General features: G+C 61.9%; 13 protein-coding genes. 11 read left to right on the top strand and 2 right to left on the bottom strand.

The annotated features are described in order from the left end of the window. Positions 1-159: 159 nt before the first annotated feature. From VFV96_14405 to VFV96_14370, 8 genes are all read left to right on the top strand, one after another. Positions 160-1,437 (top strand): IS5 family transposase, encoded by a 1,278-nt coding sequence (locus tag VFV96_14405; GenBank protein ID HEU5071592.1) that lies wholly within the window; start codon positions 160-162, stop codon positions 1,435-1,437. A 36-nt stretch (positions 1,438-1,473) separates the two neighbouring features. Further along, positions 1,474-2,922, top strand: coding sequence for a hypothetical protein (locus VFV96_14400; protein ID HEU5071591.1), 1,449 nt, complete (start codon positions 1,474-1,476; stop codon positions 2,920-2,922). A 21-nt stretch (positions 2,923-2,943) separates the two neighbouring features. After that, positions 2,944-3,627: a PEP-CTERM sorting domain-containing protein gene (locus tag VFV96_14395; protein ID HEU5071590.1), complete on the top strand. Its 684-nt coding sequence runs from the start codon at positions 2,944-2,946 to the stop codon at positions 3,625-3,627. A 118-nt stretch (positions 3,628-3,745) separates the two neighbouring features. Continuing rightward, positions 3,746-4,942 (top strand): 2-iminoacetate synthase ThiH, encoded by a 1,197-nt coding sequence (gene thiH, locus VFV96_14390; protein ID HEU5071589.1) that lies wholly within the window; start codon positions 3,746-3,748, stop codon positions 4,940-4,942. A gap of 197 nt (positions 4,943-5,139) precedes the next feature. Beyond that, a complete protein-coding gene (locus tag VFV96_14385; protein ID HEU5071588.1) occupies positions 5,140-5,331 on the top strand; it encodes a hypothetical protein in 192 nt (63 codons plus the stop codon). 43 nt (positions 5,332-5,374) lie between these two features. Continuing rightward, complete coding sequence (locus VFV96_14380; GenBank protein HEU5071587.1) at positions 5,375-7,948, top strand: SMP-30/gluconolactonase/LRE family protein; 2,574 nt, start codon at positions 5,375-5,377, stop codon at positions 7,946-7,948. 98 nt (positions 7,949-8,046) lie between these two features. Beyond that, positions 8,047-8,406 carry a hypothetical protein gene (locus VFV96_14375; GenBank protein ID HEU5071586.1) on the top strand — a complete coding sequence of 120 codons (360 nt, stop codon included), beginning with the start codon at positions 8,047-8,049 and terminating at the stop codon, positions 8,404-8,406. A 67-nt stretch (positions 8,407-8,473) separates the two neighbouring features. Further along, positions 8,474-9,037, top strand: a complete 564-nt coding sequence (locus VFV96_14370) for a hypothetical protein (GenBank protein HEU5071585.1) — start codon at positions 8,474-8,476, stop codon at positions 9,035-9,037. Here the strand turns inward: VFV96_14370 and VFV96_14365 are convergent. After that, entirely contained in the window at positions 9,034-10,086 is a 1,053-nt protein-coding gene (locus tag VFV96_14365) for an AraC family transcriptional regulator (protein ID HEU5071584.1), read from the bottom strand. The genes VFV96_14370 and VFV96_14365 overlap by 4 nt on opposite strands. A gap of 68 nt (positions 10,087-10,154) precedes the next feature. Between VFV96_14365 and VFV96_14360 the strand changes: the two genes are divergently transcribed. Then, entirely contained in the window at positions 10,155-11,840 is a 1,686-nt protein-coding gene (locus VFV96_14360) for an alpha-L-fucosidase (GenBank protein HEU5071583.1), read from the top strand. A gap of 29 nt (positions 11,841-11,869) precedes the next feature. On the opposite strand, the gene VFV96_14355 is transcribed toward VFV96_14360, so the two are convergent. Beyond that, complete coding sequence (locus tag VFV96_14355) at positions 11,870-12,964, bottom strand: glycoside hydrolase family 88 protein (protein ID HEU5071582.1); 1,095 nt, start codon at positions 12,962-12,964, stop codon at positions 11,870-11,872. Positions 12,965-13,100: 136 nt separating this feature from the next. Between VFV96_14355 and VFV96_14350 the strand changes: the two genes are divergently transcribed. Next, the gene (locus VFV96_14350; protein ID HEU5071581.1) at positions 13,101-14,333 is read left to right on the top strand and encodes a DUF2264 domain-containing protein; all 1,233 of its coding nucleotides are present in this window, start codon (positions 13,101-13,103) and stop codon (positions 14,331-14,333) included. Between the two features lie 128 nt (positions 14,334-14,461). Continuing rightward, complete coding sequence (kduI, locus tag VFV96_14345) at positions 14,462-15,298, top strand: 5-dehydro-4-deoxy-D-glucuronate isomerase (GenBank protein HEU5071580.1); 837 nt, start codon at positions 14,462-14,464, stop codon at positions 15,296-15,298.

Genomic DNA, 15,298 nt, shown 5'->3' with positions numbered 1-15,298 from the left:
TAGTCGGTCCTGAAGAACCTGTCATGTGGGAGCGGGTGTGAGGACGAGGCGAGCAGAGGGTGAAAGATTTCGACCGGAAAATTGAATTGGGTGCGTGAAATCCGGTCGAAAGGAGCGATGCAAGCCAAGCCTTCCGGGACGCACCAAACTTCCTTTCTGATGCCCACGCTGGGCGAACAACTGGATCCGCGCCAGCCCCTCAAGCAACTGGCCGAGCAGTTTCCCTGGGCCGAGTTCGAGCAGGCGTTCGGAAAGTATTACAGCGCGGAAGGTCGTCCGGCCAAACCGGTGCGCCTGATGGTGGGGCTGCTGTTGCTCAAGCAACTGTTCAACCAGGGCGACGAAACGGTGGTGGCCGCCTGGGTGCAGAACCCTTACTGGCAATACTTCTGCGGGATGAACGAGTTTCAGTGGCAGGTGCCTTGTGATCCCAGTGACCTGGTTTACTTCCGCCAACGCATCGGCGAAGCCGGGGTGCAACGCCTGCTGCAAGCCAGCGTGCAATTGCATGGCCCGGGGGCGCAGGAAAAGGAAGTGGTGGTGGACACCACGGTGCAGGAGAAGAACATCACCCATCCCACGGACACCAAGCTCACGCACAAGATCATCCGCCGCTGCTGGAAGCTGGCCGATCGGAACGGCGTGAAGTTGCGGCGGCGTTACCGCAAGGCGGTGCGGCAGGGCGTGATGGCCCAGCGCTGGCGGCGCGATCCCAAGCAGCGCAAGGCGGCGCACCGGGCGTTACGAAAAATGAAAGTCATTGCCGGACGCTTGATCCGGGAACTGGAGCGCAAACTGCCGGCGGAGGTGACGGAAGGACAACGGGAGAACTTTGCGTTGTATCGGCGGGTGTTGCGTCAGCAACCCTCCGACCGGAACAAGATTTACTCGTTGCACGAGCCGCAGGTGTATTGCCTGTCCAAGGGCAAAGAGCACAAGAAGTATGAGTTTGGGAGCAAGGCCTCGGTGGTGATGACCAAGCGTGCGGGAGTGATCGTGGGCGCGGTGGCCCATGCCGAGAATCTTTACGATGGGGACGCGCTGCGGCCGGCGTTGCAACAAACCCAGACGATCACTGGACAACAACCGGCCAAGGCGATTGTGGATCGTGGGTATCGAGGACGAAAGGAAGTGGATGGGACCGAAGTGTTGCTGCCCGGCCAACCCAAGCCAGGACAGAGCAAAGCGGTGAGCGCGAAAATGCGGGCACGGTTTCGTCGCCGGGCGGCGATTGAGCCGGTGATCAGCCACTTGAAACACCAGTATCGGCTGATGCGGTGCTTCTTGAAGGGGTTCGTGGGCGACCAGGTGAACCTGCTGCTGGCTGCGGCAGCGTGGAACTTGAAGAAGTGGCTCCGGGCGGCCGCTCTTTTTTGGCTTCAGTGGATCCACCTCCTTGCCATCAGCCAGACACGGCCATTGTCAGCCACATCTTAAAACCATTTTTCAGGACCGACGAGTTAGCTTTTCGGCATGCGTGCAAGCCTGATCGCGATCTCCGCCGGGACGCAGCACAATCTGGCGTTGATGGCGGACGGGACGGTGGTGGCGTGGGGCTGGAACGACGTGGGGCAGACGAACGTGCCCGCCGGCTTGAGCAACGTGATCGCGATTGCCGCCGGCGGAATGCACAGCCTCGCGCTCAAATCGGATGGCACCGTGGTGGGCTGGGGCTACGGCAACGACGGCCAGTGCACACCGCCAAGCGACCTGACGAATGCGATGGCGATTGCGGCGGGCTGGCGGCACAGTGTGGCGCTGAGGAATGACGGCATGGTGGTGAGTTGGGGAGATGACAGTGATGGCCAGGGCACCGCGCCCGCGCTTTTGACCAACGTGAAGCTGCTGGCAGCAGGCGGTAACCATACCTTGGCGGCGGTCTTCTCGCCACTGGTGCAATACCCGGTGGACGTGAGCAAGGACCTGCTGTTGATCTACAACACCAACTCGGCGGACAGCATCTTTGTGAAGGATTATTATCTTGCGCATCGGCCAATGGTGAGCGGCGCGAATGTGCTGGGATTAAATTGCACGACCAATCCGGTAATTCCGAATGGCGATTTTACCAATCAACTGCTGACGCCCGTATTGAACTGGCTGGCGGCCAATCCGACGAAGCGCCCGCAATACATGGTGATGTTTCTGGGCGTGCCGGCGCGGTTGGAAAACATGACCGACCTCGGCAGCGCCAGTTACCTCCTTCGCCAGTCCATGCCTGGATTCCAACCCTTCATTACTCACATTCACATGGGCGACACCAACGCCTGCCGCGCTTACATTGACAAGCTGCAAAACTTCGGCACGAATTATTCTCCGGGCCAGCTCATCATCAGCGCGAGCAAGGGCGGGTATGCGAATACGAACCTGCTGTTCGACAATGTCGTGGACTACAGCTACACGAATAATCCTGGAAACGTTCTTAAAATGTCGAATGCAGTCGTGTCTATCCAGGCGATGAATCTGACCAATCTGTCCGTCGCCTATGTCCAAGGGGTTGATCCCACTATCATGGGGCCTCCGCTGCCACCGCACATCACGAACGCTATGAACGTGGCTGGTTATGTGAGTTGGGGCTATCACAGTTCATTGGGTTCCGGATACGCCACGAATAACACGGTGCGCTGGGAGGGTGATAGTGGCTGGTGGTTGATTGAAACCTACGAATCTGAAAATGGAGTCGGCAATCCGAACTCTGGAGACTACCTAGACTGGTTTTCAAGCAACGCCTTTGGCGGAACAAACTACGTTAACACGCCGATCGGCGCAGTGGGACATGTTCAAGAACCCACACTTTCCAATGTGAATGACGCTGCCAGATTTTTTGGCCTTTGGGGCTTGGGAAAGCGATTCCCAATCGCAGCATGGGAATCGAGGCTCACCATCTACTTTCAAGCTGTGGGAGACCCATTTGTGACCCGTTAGCCACAATCTATGACTGAGACCATGAAGAATTCAAAACTCATTATCATTGCGGCAACCCTCATTATTTGGTGGCAACATGTTTCACTTGCCCAAGGGTTTGTGAATTTAGATTTTGAATCCGTAATTCCGCCGCTAGTTCCTAGCCCCGGCGGATTTGTTCCAGCATCCAACGCGCTGCCAGGATGGACGGCATATCTTGGGGGCAATCCGCAGACCGGAGTATACTATAACAGTTTCGCGCTTGATGCGGCTGCAGTCATCCTCGAAGACCCTGCTTCTGGCTTTTCAATAATTCAAGGAAGCTACTCAGTATATTTGCAATCGGCCACCATCGGAGTGCCTTCTGGTTCCTCATTGAGCGCGGGAATCGGCCAAACAGGAATGATTCCTTCTGATGCAATGTCGGTGTTTTTTGTTGCGGGCTTCGGCGTGCCGCAGGTGACATTCGCCGGTCAGGAAATACAAGTCACTGCTTTGGGGGCCTCCTCTGGCTACACGCTTTACGGCGGGGATGTTTCCATGTTTGCGAACCAAACTGGAGAATTGCTCTTTTCCGTTACCCGGCAGGGAAGCACCCGGCAACAGGTCTTGTTGGACAATATTTACTTCTCGCCCTCCGCTGTTCCCGAGCCCAGCGCGTTGAGTTTGCTTGCCCTCGGTCTGCTTGGGCTGGGTTGGCGCCAATGGGGGAAGGTCCGCACATGAAAACATCAGCCAACAATCTGCACAGCCACCCACGCCAGTCGGTGCAAATATGGCCGTCCGCGCCCGGTGCGGGTGCGGACGATTTGGACTTCCGGCCGCCGTTTGCTAGGATGGGGCTGTGAGTTTTGTTGCTGAATTCAATTCGCTGCCGCTCGCCGAGCTGGCCCGCCGTTCCCAAACGACCCGCCGGGAGGCCGCGCAAGCGGCCATCGCCAAAGCCAGCCTCACGCTGGCGGATTTCGCGCAACTGATTTCGCCGGCGGCGGGCGAACTGTTGGAGCCCATGAGCCGCCGTTCCCAGGCGCTCACGCAACAACGTTTCGGCAAGGTCATCCGCCTCTTCGCACCGCTTTACCTTTCCAACGAATGCATCAACAACTGCAAATACTGCGGCTTCTCGCGCGACAATCCGATTTTGCGCGTGACGCTCACCCTCGATGAGGTGCGGCGTGAGGCGGTGGCGATCAAGGCGCAGGGCTTCCGCAACGTGCTGCTCGTGGCGGGCGAGCACCCGAAGTTCGTTTCGAACCATTACCTGCGCGATTGTGTGGCGGCGTTGCATGCCGACGTGCCCAGCGTATCGCTCGAAGTCGGTCCGATGGAGACGCACGAATATGTGCCGCTGGTGCAGGCGGGCGCGGACGGGCTGGTCGTGTATCAGGAAACCTACGACCGCACGATTTACGACGAGATGCACACGGCGGGACCGAAGAAGAATTTCGACTGGCGCGTGGAGACACCGGAACGCGCCTACGCCGCCGGCTTCCGCCGCATTGGTTTGGGGGCGCTTTATGGTCTGGCCGACTGGCGTTACGAGGCGCTCGCGGTGGCGGCGCATTGTGCCCATCTGCTGCGCCATTGCTGGAAGGCCTATTACACCATTTCGCTGCCGCGCCTGCGGCCCTGCGCGGGCGAGTTCCAGCCGCTCACGCACATGACGGACCGCGACCTCGTGCAACTGGTCTGCGCGTTCCGCCTCATGTTTCCGGACGTGGGCCTGGTGCTTTCGACGCGTGAATCACCGAAGCTGCGCGACGGGTTGTTTCCGCTCGGCATCACGCTGGCGAGCGCGGGCAGTCACACCGAACCGGGCGGTTACACCGGGGCTGGCAAGGAACACATCCATCAGACCGTGCGCGGGCGCATTGTGGAGACGGGCGCGAGCGAATGGGCGCCGGCCAAGGGCAGCGCGACCGCGGCCACGGGCCAGTTCAACATCGCGGATGAGCGTCCCTCCCACGAAGTGGCGGAGGTCATCCGCCGGCTGGGCTACGAACCGGTGTGGAAGGATTGGGACGCGGCACTGACGGCGTGAGGCGCGTCACCGGTTCGCGGGAAATTTTTTTCTTTTCCTCCCGTCTCTGGCTCATAGGGACCGTTTCGCTTTCCCTACCGCCGCGCAGCACTTCAAGGAACAGCAAACTTTAACGCCCCACCGTTTCCAAGCGCACGGCAGTCGAGGTGCTGGGGGTTGCTCCTCATCGGACGGGATGGGAGCAACGGTATTTAATTTTGGAGGACAAAGTCAGGGTGCTTCAAGGTGTGGTTCATGGGGACGACGCGCGCAGCGAACTGCCGGGCGGCATCTGGGAGCAACATCTGACCTTTACCGAATTGAACGGTGTGCGTTATCTGGAGGAAGGCAACGGCCGCTGGCATCCCCGCGGGAATCGCCGCGCACGATCCCATGCCCTCACGAAATGAACATGCGAACTGAATCCGCCGTCTGCCTGTCCGCACCATGAACATGCGATTCCGCCTTTGTCCGGTTCTTACCACGTTGGGTCTGGCTGCTTTTCTGGGCGTCGTCGGCCCGCGCGGTTTCGCCGCGGAACCCGTGTTGCGGCCCGGCCCGCGGCCCGATGGTTCCATGCTGCTGCCGAATCAATGGTCGCTCCGGCCGGCGGGTGAACAGATTGAACTGGCGGATTTTCCCGTGAACATCGCGGTGCATCCGGCGGGAAAATTCGCTGCCATCCTGCATTGTGGCTACAGCGCGCACGAGGTGCTGGTGGTGGATCTCGCGGCCCAAAAAGTCGTGTCACACACGCGTCTGCCCGAGGCGTTCTACGGCCTCACGTTCAGCCGCGACGGTAAAATGCTCTATTGCAGCGGGGCCAGCCGCGAGACGGTGCTGGCGTTTTCGTTTGCGGATGGTGAGCTCACGCACCGCCAGCGCTTCGCCCTGCGAACCGTCGAAGAGCGCGGCGTGCCCGCGGGTCTGGCGATTGATGCCGCAGGGCGGACCTTGTTCGCGGCCAATGTATGGGGCGACGAAGTGTCACGCGTGAATCTGGGTGACAAATCGGTCCGCAACATCCGGCTGACCACCAATCAACAGGCCACGGCCGTTGGTCTGCCCGCACCGGAACCGGACTTCGACACGGCCGCCGCCACCAAGCGCGCGAAGGCCGCGGCGCTGGCCAAAAATCCGGACGCCGTGTTTCCATATGCCTGCGCATTGGATGAAAAGCACGGTCGTTTGTATGTGAGCTTGTGGGGCGCGGCGGGCGTCGCCGTGGTGGATTTGAAGTCCGAACGGGTCGTGGCGCATTGGCCGGTGGGCGAGCATCCGTGCGAAATGGCGTTGCGCCGCGATGGTAAATTCCTGTTCGTGGCCAACGCCAACGACAACACGGTCACGGTCCTCGACACGCGCACCGGCCGCCCGGCGGAGACCATCTGGGCCACGCTGTTCCCAGCCTCGCCGCGCGGCGCCACGCCGAACAGCCTCGCGCTTTCGCCGGATGAGGAGTTGTTGTTCGTGGCCAACGCGAACATCAATGCTGTCGGTGTGTTCGACGTTGCGCAGCCCGGCAAAAGCCGCGCGCTCGGTTTCATCCCGGTCGGCTGGTATCCCACGTCGGTGCGCGTGACGCCCGATGGCCGGCGGCTCCTCGTTACCAACGGCAAGGGCAACGTGGCCAGCGCCAATCCGCACGGGCCGCAACCGGCGCCCGGCCGTTCCAACGAGGAATACATCGCCAAGTTGTTTCGCGGCACGTTGAGTGTGATCGACCTGCCGTCCCGCAAACAGCTCGCAACGCAGATGGCCGCGTGGACCGCGACGGTGTTGCAATGCACGCCGCTGCGGGCCGATGCCGCCGTCAGCGCGGCGCGCCCGGCCGGCAATCCGATTCCGGCAAAGCCCGGTGACCCCGGTCCGATCACGCACTGCATTTACATCATCAAGGAAAACCGCACCTACGATCAGGTTTTTGGCGACATGGCGGAGGGCAACGGTGACGCGACGCTGTGCCTCTTTCCCGAGCGCGTCACCCCGAACCATCACCGGCTCGCCCGCGACTTCGTGCTGCTGGACAATTTTTACGCGGAAGGCGAAGTCAGCGCCGACGGCCACGAGTGGAGCATGGCCGCCTACGCGACGGATTTTGTCGAGAAAACCTGGCCGCTGAACTACGGCCACAAGCAGTCCAAGTTTCCCTATCCGAGCGAGGGCGTCTTTCCCATCGCGGCGCCGGCCAGCGGTTACCTGTGGGATCGCGCCCACGCCGCCGGGGTGAGCTACCGCAGCTATGGCGAGTTTGTGCAGAACGCCCGCTCCACCAAGGAGCCGGCCACGAGCCGCGTGAAGGCGTTGGGAGGCCACTTCGATCCGTGGTTCCGCAGCTTTGATCTCAATTATCCCGACGCAAAACGCGCCGACCGCTTCATCAGTGAATTGCACCGGTTCGAAGCGGAAGGGGAAATGCCGCAGCTCCAAATCGTGCGCCTGCCCAATGATCACACGCACGGCGTGACGGCCGGCACGTTGACACCCACCGCCTACGTCGCCGACAACGACGCGGCACTGGGCCGGGTGGTGGAAGCGGTCAGCCGCTCCAAATTCTGGCCGAGCACGGCGATTTTTGTCGTCGAGGACGACGCGCAAAACGGCCCTGATCACGTGGACGCGCATCGCACGGTGGCGCTGGCGATCAGCCCCTACACGCGCGGCCGCGGCACGGATTCGACGCTGTATTCAACCTCCAGCATGCTGCGCACGATGGAGCTGATTCTCGGGTTGCAGCCGATGACGCAATTCGATGCGGCGGCGACACCGATGTTCAACGCATTCCACGCCGCGGCGGACACGCGTCCCTATGAGGCGCTGCCGGCCACGGTGGATTTGCACGCCACCAACAGTCTGGCCGCGTGGGGCGCACGGGAAAAATTCAACTTCGCCCGCGAAGACGCCAACGACGATCTCAAGTTCAACGAAGTCATCTGGCGTTCGGTGAAGGGTGCGGATCACCCGATGCCGGCACCCGTGCGGGCCGGCTTCGTGCTGGTGCGCACCGATGACGATGATGACGACTGAGTTTTGCGGTTTGCGGCGAAGGATGTTTGAACGTTTGGATTAGATGCGCTATACTGGCGCCTGATCCGTTAATTCAATTCGAAACACAAAGCATGACCATGAAAAAATTCAAATTGTTGCAAACCTCCCTGCTGGCGGCCGCGTTCCTGGGCCTGGTGGCGGTGCCGGCCGCGCGCGCGGCGACCGAAACCATCAAAGGCGAAGTCGTGGACCTGATGTGCTACCTCGATCACGGCGCCAAAGGAGACAAACATGCGGGCTGTGCCGAGACCTGCATCAAATCCGGCGGCCCGGTCGGCCTTTTGACCGCGGACAACCAGCTGTATCTCGTTGTGGGCGACCACAAGCCGATGAATGACCAACTCGCCGCGTATGCCGCGAAAACCATCACCGTCAAGGGCAAGGTGGTTGAGCGAAACGGCATGAAGCTGATCGAAAACGCCGAGATTCAAAAGTAATTCGCCGTTTCACCGCCGCCACCCGGGGTCTGGGCTGAGAAGACCCCGGTGGCGGCCGGCTTTTTTTATGAACTCCTTTTTCAAGGCCCTTGAGCAGCCGGAATACGTGCATGTGCTGCTCAATCATCTGCCGATTACGGGCCTGTTGGTGGCGCTGCTCGGGCTGGTGGCTGCATTGATCTTCAACCGGCGGGCCGCGCTGCTGCTCGCCCTGTCGCTGGTGACGTTGACGGCGGTTTCCGTCTGGCCCGTCGCGGAATATGGTGAACGCGGCTACGACCGCGTGCTGGCCATGGCTGATGACGACGGGCAGGCCTATTTGAAGGAACATGTGCGTCTCGCCGACCGGTGGATGTTTCTTTACTACGCGACGGCCGCCGCCGGCGTGGTTGCGCTGGTGACGGGATGGAAATGGCCGCGCTATTTGCGCGCGGCGGGGATCATCGTGGCGCTGCTGGCCGTGGGCAGTTTGGTGGCCGGAGGCGTCATTGCCGACGACGGTGGCAAGATCCGGCACCGTGAATTCCGCACGGGTCCGCCACCCGCCAACGCCGGGCAGAGCCGGAGCGTGGGCGAACCAACCGGGCCGGGCGGTTTTAACGAGGCGGGCACGGGCGGGTGGCTGGCTTAGGTGCGAGTTGCGTCGCGGTCCGCATGGCGGTTTTGCAGCGCGCCATTTTTTCGTCGATAATCGGTCGGGCTGGAATGGAAGCGGTTGCTGAAGGCGGTCGCAAAATACTGGCTGGAGTTGAAGCCGTTCGCGAGGGCGATTTTCGTGATGGACAGCCCGGTTTGACTGCGCAACTGGCGCGCGGCGCGTTCGAGCCGGCACTGATTGAGGAACTCCACCGGCCCGGCGTTTACCAGTTCCCGGCAGTATTTCGAAAAGGCGGTCACGCCCATGCCGCAATGCGCGGCCATGCGGTCCAGCGGCCACGGTTCGCCGACGTTGACGCGGTTGTTTTCCAGATCGCGCAGGAACAGGTCCACCACGCGGCGTCGTGATGTGAGCTGTTCACTCTCGTGCTTCTGCTGCTCCATCAGGGCGTCGAGAATGCCGATGAGCAGTTGATTGAGATACGTGGCCAGATGGGAAACGGCGCGCGGCTGGTTCCAGCCAGTCACGGTGCGCGCCAGTTCGCGGAACGACCGGGCGATGGCGGGCGTTGAATGCCAGACCGGGTTTTCGTTGTGCCGCAATTTGCGCGTCAGTTCGCCCAGGTCCGCCCTGGTCAGCACCACCCATTTGGGCCAGACCCATTCCTGGTTGGGGCGGCGCACGCCGACGTCCAGAATCAGCCAGTGCAAACGGCCGGGTCCGATGTTCGGGGCGCCCAGCTTGTGCAGTTGCCAGGGCCGCGTGATGGTGAACTGCCCGGCGCGCAGCGTGAATTTTTTCTGATCCGCCATGAATGCCGTGGTGCCGGTTTCGAGGAACATGATTTCGATGCCCTCGTTGCGATGCTCGTCCAGCCCCCAATCCGGGCTTCCGCCAGCGTTCCAGAAACCAATGCTGCTCAGTCCCGGCAGGATGTTGTGCGGCACCGGCGTGCCGGGGTAGTGCCCCTTGGTCAACGCGTGGAAATGGATTTTGCCGTTCTGGATCGCCTGCCTTTGCGGCTCGCAACGGTCGATCTCGTAGCGGGTATGGCGCGTGCGGTAGATGGGCGGGCGGCGCATCGATGTTCAATAATCTTCGCCGCAGGATATTGCAAGACGCGCCCGGCCTGGTCTGCCATCCTGCGGCCATGAAATCCTTTCTGGTGGTCGGTGTGCTGGCGTGGTGCCTGGCCGTGGGCGCAACGGCTGAGCTCAAGGCGGAACCGGTTCCGGTGAAGCCCGCCGCGGCGGCTGCGCAATGGCCGGCCGCGTCGCCGGAGGCGGTTGCTCATTGGCGTTCGCTCCGCTTTGGCATGTTTATTCATTGGGGGCCGGTCAGTCTCACCGGAAAGGAAATTGGCTGGTCGCGCGGCGACGCAATTTCCGTGGCGGATTACGACCACCTCTACCAGCGGTTTAATCCTTCGAACTTCAACGCCGACGCATGGGTCAGTATCGCCAGGGCGGCCGGCATGAAATACATCGTGCTCACCACGAAACATCATGATGGCTTCTGCCTCTGGGACACGAAGGAAACCGATTACAACATCATGAACACCCCTTTCCACCGGGACGTGGTGAAGGAACTCGCCGCGGCCTGCAAACGGCAGGGCATCGCGTTCGGCGCCTACTACTCGACGTGCGACTGGCATCACCCGGATTTTCCGTTGACCAGTCCGGGGGGAAGCGTGAAGCGGGAGAAGAGCGATCTCGACGCGTATAACCGCTACCTGCTCGCGCAGGTCCGGGAACTCATCGTCAATTACGGGCCGTTGATCACGATTTGGAACGACGTGCCGCAACGGTTCGAGGGACGGGGCGCCGCCACCATCAAGCTGGCGCGGCAGTTGCAGCCGGACATTCTCATCAACGACCGCACGGGCGATGGCGGCGATTACGACACGCCCGAGCAACGCATCGGCAAATATCAGTTCGACCGTCCGTGGGAATCCTGCATGACCGTTTCGGCGCACAATCAATGGGCCTGGGGCGGGCCGGCCGATGGCGTGAAGCCGGTTTCCGCGTGCCTCGACATGTTGATTCGTTGTGCCGGCGGCGACGGCAACATGCTGCTCAACGTGGGCCCGCGCCCGGACGGAGTAATTGATCCAGCGCAAGCCGGCCTGCTCCGGGAAATCGGCGCGTGGTTGCAGAAAAATGGTGAAAGCATCTACGGCACGCGCGGTGGACCTTGGAAACCCGCGGCCGGCGTCGTCAGCACGCGGCGGGACAATCTTGTTTACGTGCACGTCCTGCGCGCCGATGGCGACACTGTTGCGCTGCCGGACATCGGGCAAACGATTCAATCCGCGTCACTGCTGGACGGGCGTCCCATCCGTTTCCGGCAAAGCCCGGCAGGCCTCGAGCTTTTCGTGCCCGCGATGATGCGGGACCGCATCGATACCGTGGTGAAACTGGTTTTGGCCGGTTCGGCAATGGATTTGCCGGCGGTGGCCGTTCCCTTGAGCTTCAAGGTCACCGCCTCGAATGTGTTCCAGCACGACGAGGCGGATTATGGTCCTGAACGCGCGTTCGACCGTGACGCCGGAACCCGCTGGGCCACGGATGGCGGCACCCGGCAGGCCTGGATTGCGGTGGCCTTCAAGGAGCCGCGGATGGTGCGCGGTGTGCGCATCAACGAAGCGTTCGCCGGCCGGGTGCAGCAATGCGAATTTCAGTATCGCGACGGTGGCGCGTGGAAAACCATTTTCACGACGGCCCAATTGGGCCGGGCCTTCCAACGGACATTCGCGCCGGTCAAGGCGCAGGAATTCCGTTTGAACATTCTCGATGCGTCCGAGGGCCCAACGATCAACGAGCTTGAATTGTTTTGATCCGGAAACACCCCCGGCCGGGATGTGGATCATTCCGCCAGCCGGTAAACTTCACTGCCGGCCAGCAGAAACGCGCCGACGCCGTAAACTTCGGTCGCGTCCGCCGGGAAATGGCGCGGGTCGGCCCCGATGGGCTGCACGTGCGTGAGCTTGCCTTCGGGCGAGACGCAGTTCACCAACGCCAGCCACGCCTTGAGCACGGCGGGTTCGTAGGTGGCGCGGTCAAGCAACCCGTGGTTGATGCCCCAGGCGAGCGCGTAGGTGTAAAAGCCCGAGCCGCTGGTTTCCTTGAGCGGGTAGCTTTGGGGATCGAGCAGGCTGGCGCGCCAGAGACCATCGGGTTGCTGACAGGTGAGAATCTTCGCCGCCATTTCCTTGAACTGCCGTTCAAACCGCGGGCGGTCCGGATGATTCTTTGGCAGGTATTCCAGCACGCGGACCAGTCCGCCCATCACCCAGCCGTTGCCGCGGCTCCAGAAGACCTTCGCGCCGTTGGCCTCGCGTTTTGTAAAGTAGGTGCTGTCCCGGAAGAACAGATGCGCGCCGGGGTCGTAAAGGTAATCCGAGGTGCGCCACCAGTTCGTGACGGCAAAATTCAGGTAACGTTCGTCATGGGTGGCGGCGGCAAGCCGCACCCACGCGGGCGGCGCCATGAACAGTGAGTCGCACCACGACCAGAGATCCTGCACGCCCTTTTGCTTGAATTCGAGCGTCGGAAGGTTCCGCGGGTGGGCGAGGATTTCGTCAAACTGCGCGCGCATGGGCGCGATCATCCGGTCGTCGTGGTAGCGCTGCCAGAGTTCGACGTAGGTCTGGCCCACGCACTGGTCGTCGGCATGATACGTGCGCGCACCGAGTTTCCATTCGTTGCTTTCACCCATCCGCCGCATCGCCTCCCGGAACCGCGGGCTGGGGGAAATCCCGTCGAGCGCCATGATGCCCGTGTAGAGCGCACCCTGCGTCCAGTCGTCGGCCGGGTGCTTGCCGGGATTGGCGAGCTGCCAGTCCGCCACACTTTCCATGATTGTCAGCACATCGGTGCGTTTGAGCATGGCGTTCATGGGCGAACGCGCGGCGCAGCCGGCGGCGACGCACAACACGAGACCGGGCAGGAGATTTCGCATGGGGCCATAGATGGCGATGGCCGTTGTTTGATTCAATCGAAAAAACGTTCCAAACCCGCTTGCGCGGCGACGGGCGGGGCTGTGGGCGCAGGCCGGGATTGCCGTGGCGCAGGAATGTGGTTGAATCGGCGCACACATGAATGCTGCGCCCCGCCTTTTCGCCATCGTTTTTGCCCTGGCCACGTTGACCGGTTCCATGGCGCGGGCGGATCAGGAATCCGCCGGGGCCGCGGATCGCGCCTACACGGTGGCGGTGCTGACGCGGACGGCCGAACCAGTGTTGACGGCGCTGGCGGACGGCCGGCTCCGCGAACGGCTGCCCGTGCATGAATGGGAGTTGAGCCGCACGAATTACGCGCCGCTCGAAGCGTTCGGCCGCACGTTCGTCGGCATTGCGCCGTGGCTCGAACTGGGGCCGGACGAAACGCCGGAGGGAAAAACGCGGGCGCGCTTCATCGACCTGACGGTTCGCGCCCTGGCCAACGCCACCGATCCGCATTCGCCGGACTACATGAACTTCAATCACGACGGCCAGCCGCTCGTGGACGCGGCGTTTCTCGCGCACGGGTTGTTGCGTTCGCCAACGCAAATCTGGGCCCGGTTGAGTGCGGCCCAGCAAACCAACGTCATTGCCGCGCTGAAGGCCACGCGGGTCATCAAGCCCTACGAAAGCAACTGGCTGCTCTTTTCCGCGATGGTGGAGACGGCACTGTGGAAGTTCACTGGCGAATGCGAGTTGAAACCCATCGAATACGCCGTGGGCCGGCACATGGACTGGTATCTGGGCGATGGCACCTACGGTGACGGTCCGGAATTTCACTGGGATTACTACAATAGTTACGTCATCCAGCCGATGCTGCTCGAGGTCGTGAGTGTGTGCGCCGAAAAGCAGCATCCGCTGGGCGCGCTGCTGCCCAAGGTGCGGGCCCGGGCGGAACGTTACGCCGCGGTGCAGGAACGGTTGATTTCGCCCGAGGGCACGTTTCCCGTAATGGGCCGTTCGAGTGCGTATCGTTTCGGGGCGTTTCAACTCCTCTCGACCATGGCGCTGCGACATGAACTGCCCCAAAATATGGATGCTGGTGCGGTGCGTTCCGCGCTGACGGCGGTCGTGCGGCGGATGGTGGAGGCGCCCGGCACGTTCAACGCCCAGGGCTGGTTGCAGGTCGGCGCGGTCGGGCATCAGCCTTCCATTCGCGAAGGCTACATCTCGACGGGCAGCCTCTATTTGTGTCTTGCGGGCCTGGCCGATTTGGGCCTGCCGGCCGACGATGCGTTTTGGACTGCACCCGCGGCGCCGTGGACGCAGAAGCGCATTTGGGCGGGGGACGACATCAAACCCGACCACGCGCTGCCCAACTCGAAATGAAGCCGCCGCCAGCGAACGGTGGCGCTTGAGGATTGCCAGCGGCTCGTCATTGCGGTGCAGTTTTCGTCAGGGAGAATGCACAAAGCATCCGTTGACCCGAGCTTGCCGGGTTGATTAGGCTGCACATCATGATCAATGATGCCATTCGCCGCCTGCCGCGTCCCCAGGATGTGGCGCGCATGACCACGGCTGAACTGCGCGACGCTTTTTTGCTCACGGGCCTTTACGCACCGGGCGAACTCCGGGTGCAATTCACCGATCTCGACCGCTTTGCCGTGGGCGGGGCGGTGCCTGTCGGCGCATCGTTGGCGTTGCTCAATCACAAGGAAACCGGCCGTGCCTTTTTCCTTGAACGCCGCGAACTCGGGGCCATCAACACCGGCGGACCCGGCGTGGTGACGGTGGATGGAAAACCGCTCACGGTGGAATCCGAGGGTTGCATTTACGTGGGCATGGGCGCCAGGGACGTGCAGTTCGCGAGCAAGGACGCGAAAAATCCGGCAAAATATTTCATCCTGAGCTGCCCCGCGCACGCGGCGCATCCGACGATCGCCGTCACGCCGGAGCAGGCGAACACCATTCCGCTTGGCACGACGGCCGCGGCCAATCAGCGCGTCATCCGCCAATACATCCATGAGAACGGGATCAAGAGCTGCCAGTTGGTGATGGGTTACACGGCGCTCGCGGAAGGCTGCGTGTGGAACACTTTCCCGCCGCACACCCACAACCGCCGGACGGAGGTGTATTTCTACTTTGACCTTGGCGAACGCGTGCTTGCGCATTTCATGGGCGAGGCCGCCGGGACGCGGCACCTGTTCATGCACAACGAGGAGGCGGTGCTTTCCCCGGCGTGGTCCATCCACAGCGGCTGCGGGCAGGGGAACTACAAGTTCATCTGGGGCATGGCCGGCGAGAACCAGCGGTTCGACGACATGGATGGCATCAGGCCGCTCGACTTGCGGTAA

It is taken from the genome of Verrucomicrobiia bacterium, assembly GCA_035765895.1.
GTDB lineage: Bacteria > Verrucomicrobiota > Verrucomicrobiia > Limisphaerales > DSYF01 > DSYF01.
Note: the sequence above shows the minus strand (reverse complement) of the source record. Positions and strands in the feature narration are given on the sequence as shown.

Coding starts and splice junctions, on each gene's coding strand:
- VFV96_14405 (HEU5071592.1), top strand. CDS start 160: ATGCCCACGCTGGGCGAACAACTGGATCCGCGCCAGCCCCTCAAGCAA.
- VFV96_14400 (HEU5071591.1), top strand. CDS start 1,474: ATGCGTGCAAGCCTGATCGCGATCTCCGCCGGGACGCAGCACAATCTG.
- VFV96_14395 (HEU5071590.1), top strand. CDS start 2,944: ATGAAGAATTCAAAACTCATTATCATTGCGGCAACCCTCATTATTTGG.
- VFV96_14380 (HEU5071587.1), top strand. CDS start 5,375: ATGCGATTCCGCCTTTGTCCGGTTCTTACCACGTTGGGTCTGGCTGCT.
- VFV96_14375 (HEU5071586.1), top strand. CDS start 8,047: ATGAAAAAATTCAAATTGTTGCAAACCTCCCTGCTGGCGGCCGCGTTC.
- VFV96_14370 (HEU5071585.1), top strand. CDS start 8,474: ATGAACTCCTTTTTCAAGGCCCTTGAGCAGCCGGAATACGTGCATGTG.
- VFV96_14365 (HEU5071584.1), bottom strand. CDS start 10,086: ATGCGCCGCCCGCCCATCTACCGCACGCGCCATACCCGCTACGAGATC.
- VFV96_14360 (HEU5071583.1), top strand. CDS start 10,155: ATGAAATCCTTTCTGGTGGTCGGTGTGCTGGCGTGGTGCCTGGCCGTG.
- VFV96_14355 (HEU5071582.1), bottom strand. CDS start 12,964: ATGCGAAATCTCCTGCCCGGTCTCGTGTTGTGCGTCGCCGCCGGCTGC.
- VFV96_14350 (HEU5071581.1), top strand. CDS start 13,101: ATGAATGCTGCGCCCCGCCTTTTCGCCATCGTTTTTGCCCTGGCCACG.
- kduI (HEU5071580.1), top strand. CDS start 14,462: ATGATCAATGATGCCATTCGCCGCCTGCCGCGTCCCCAGGATGTGGCG.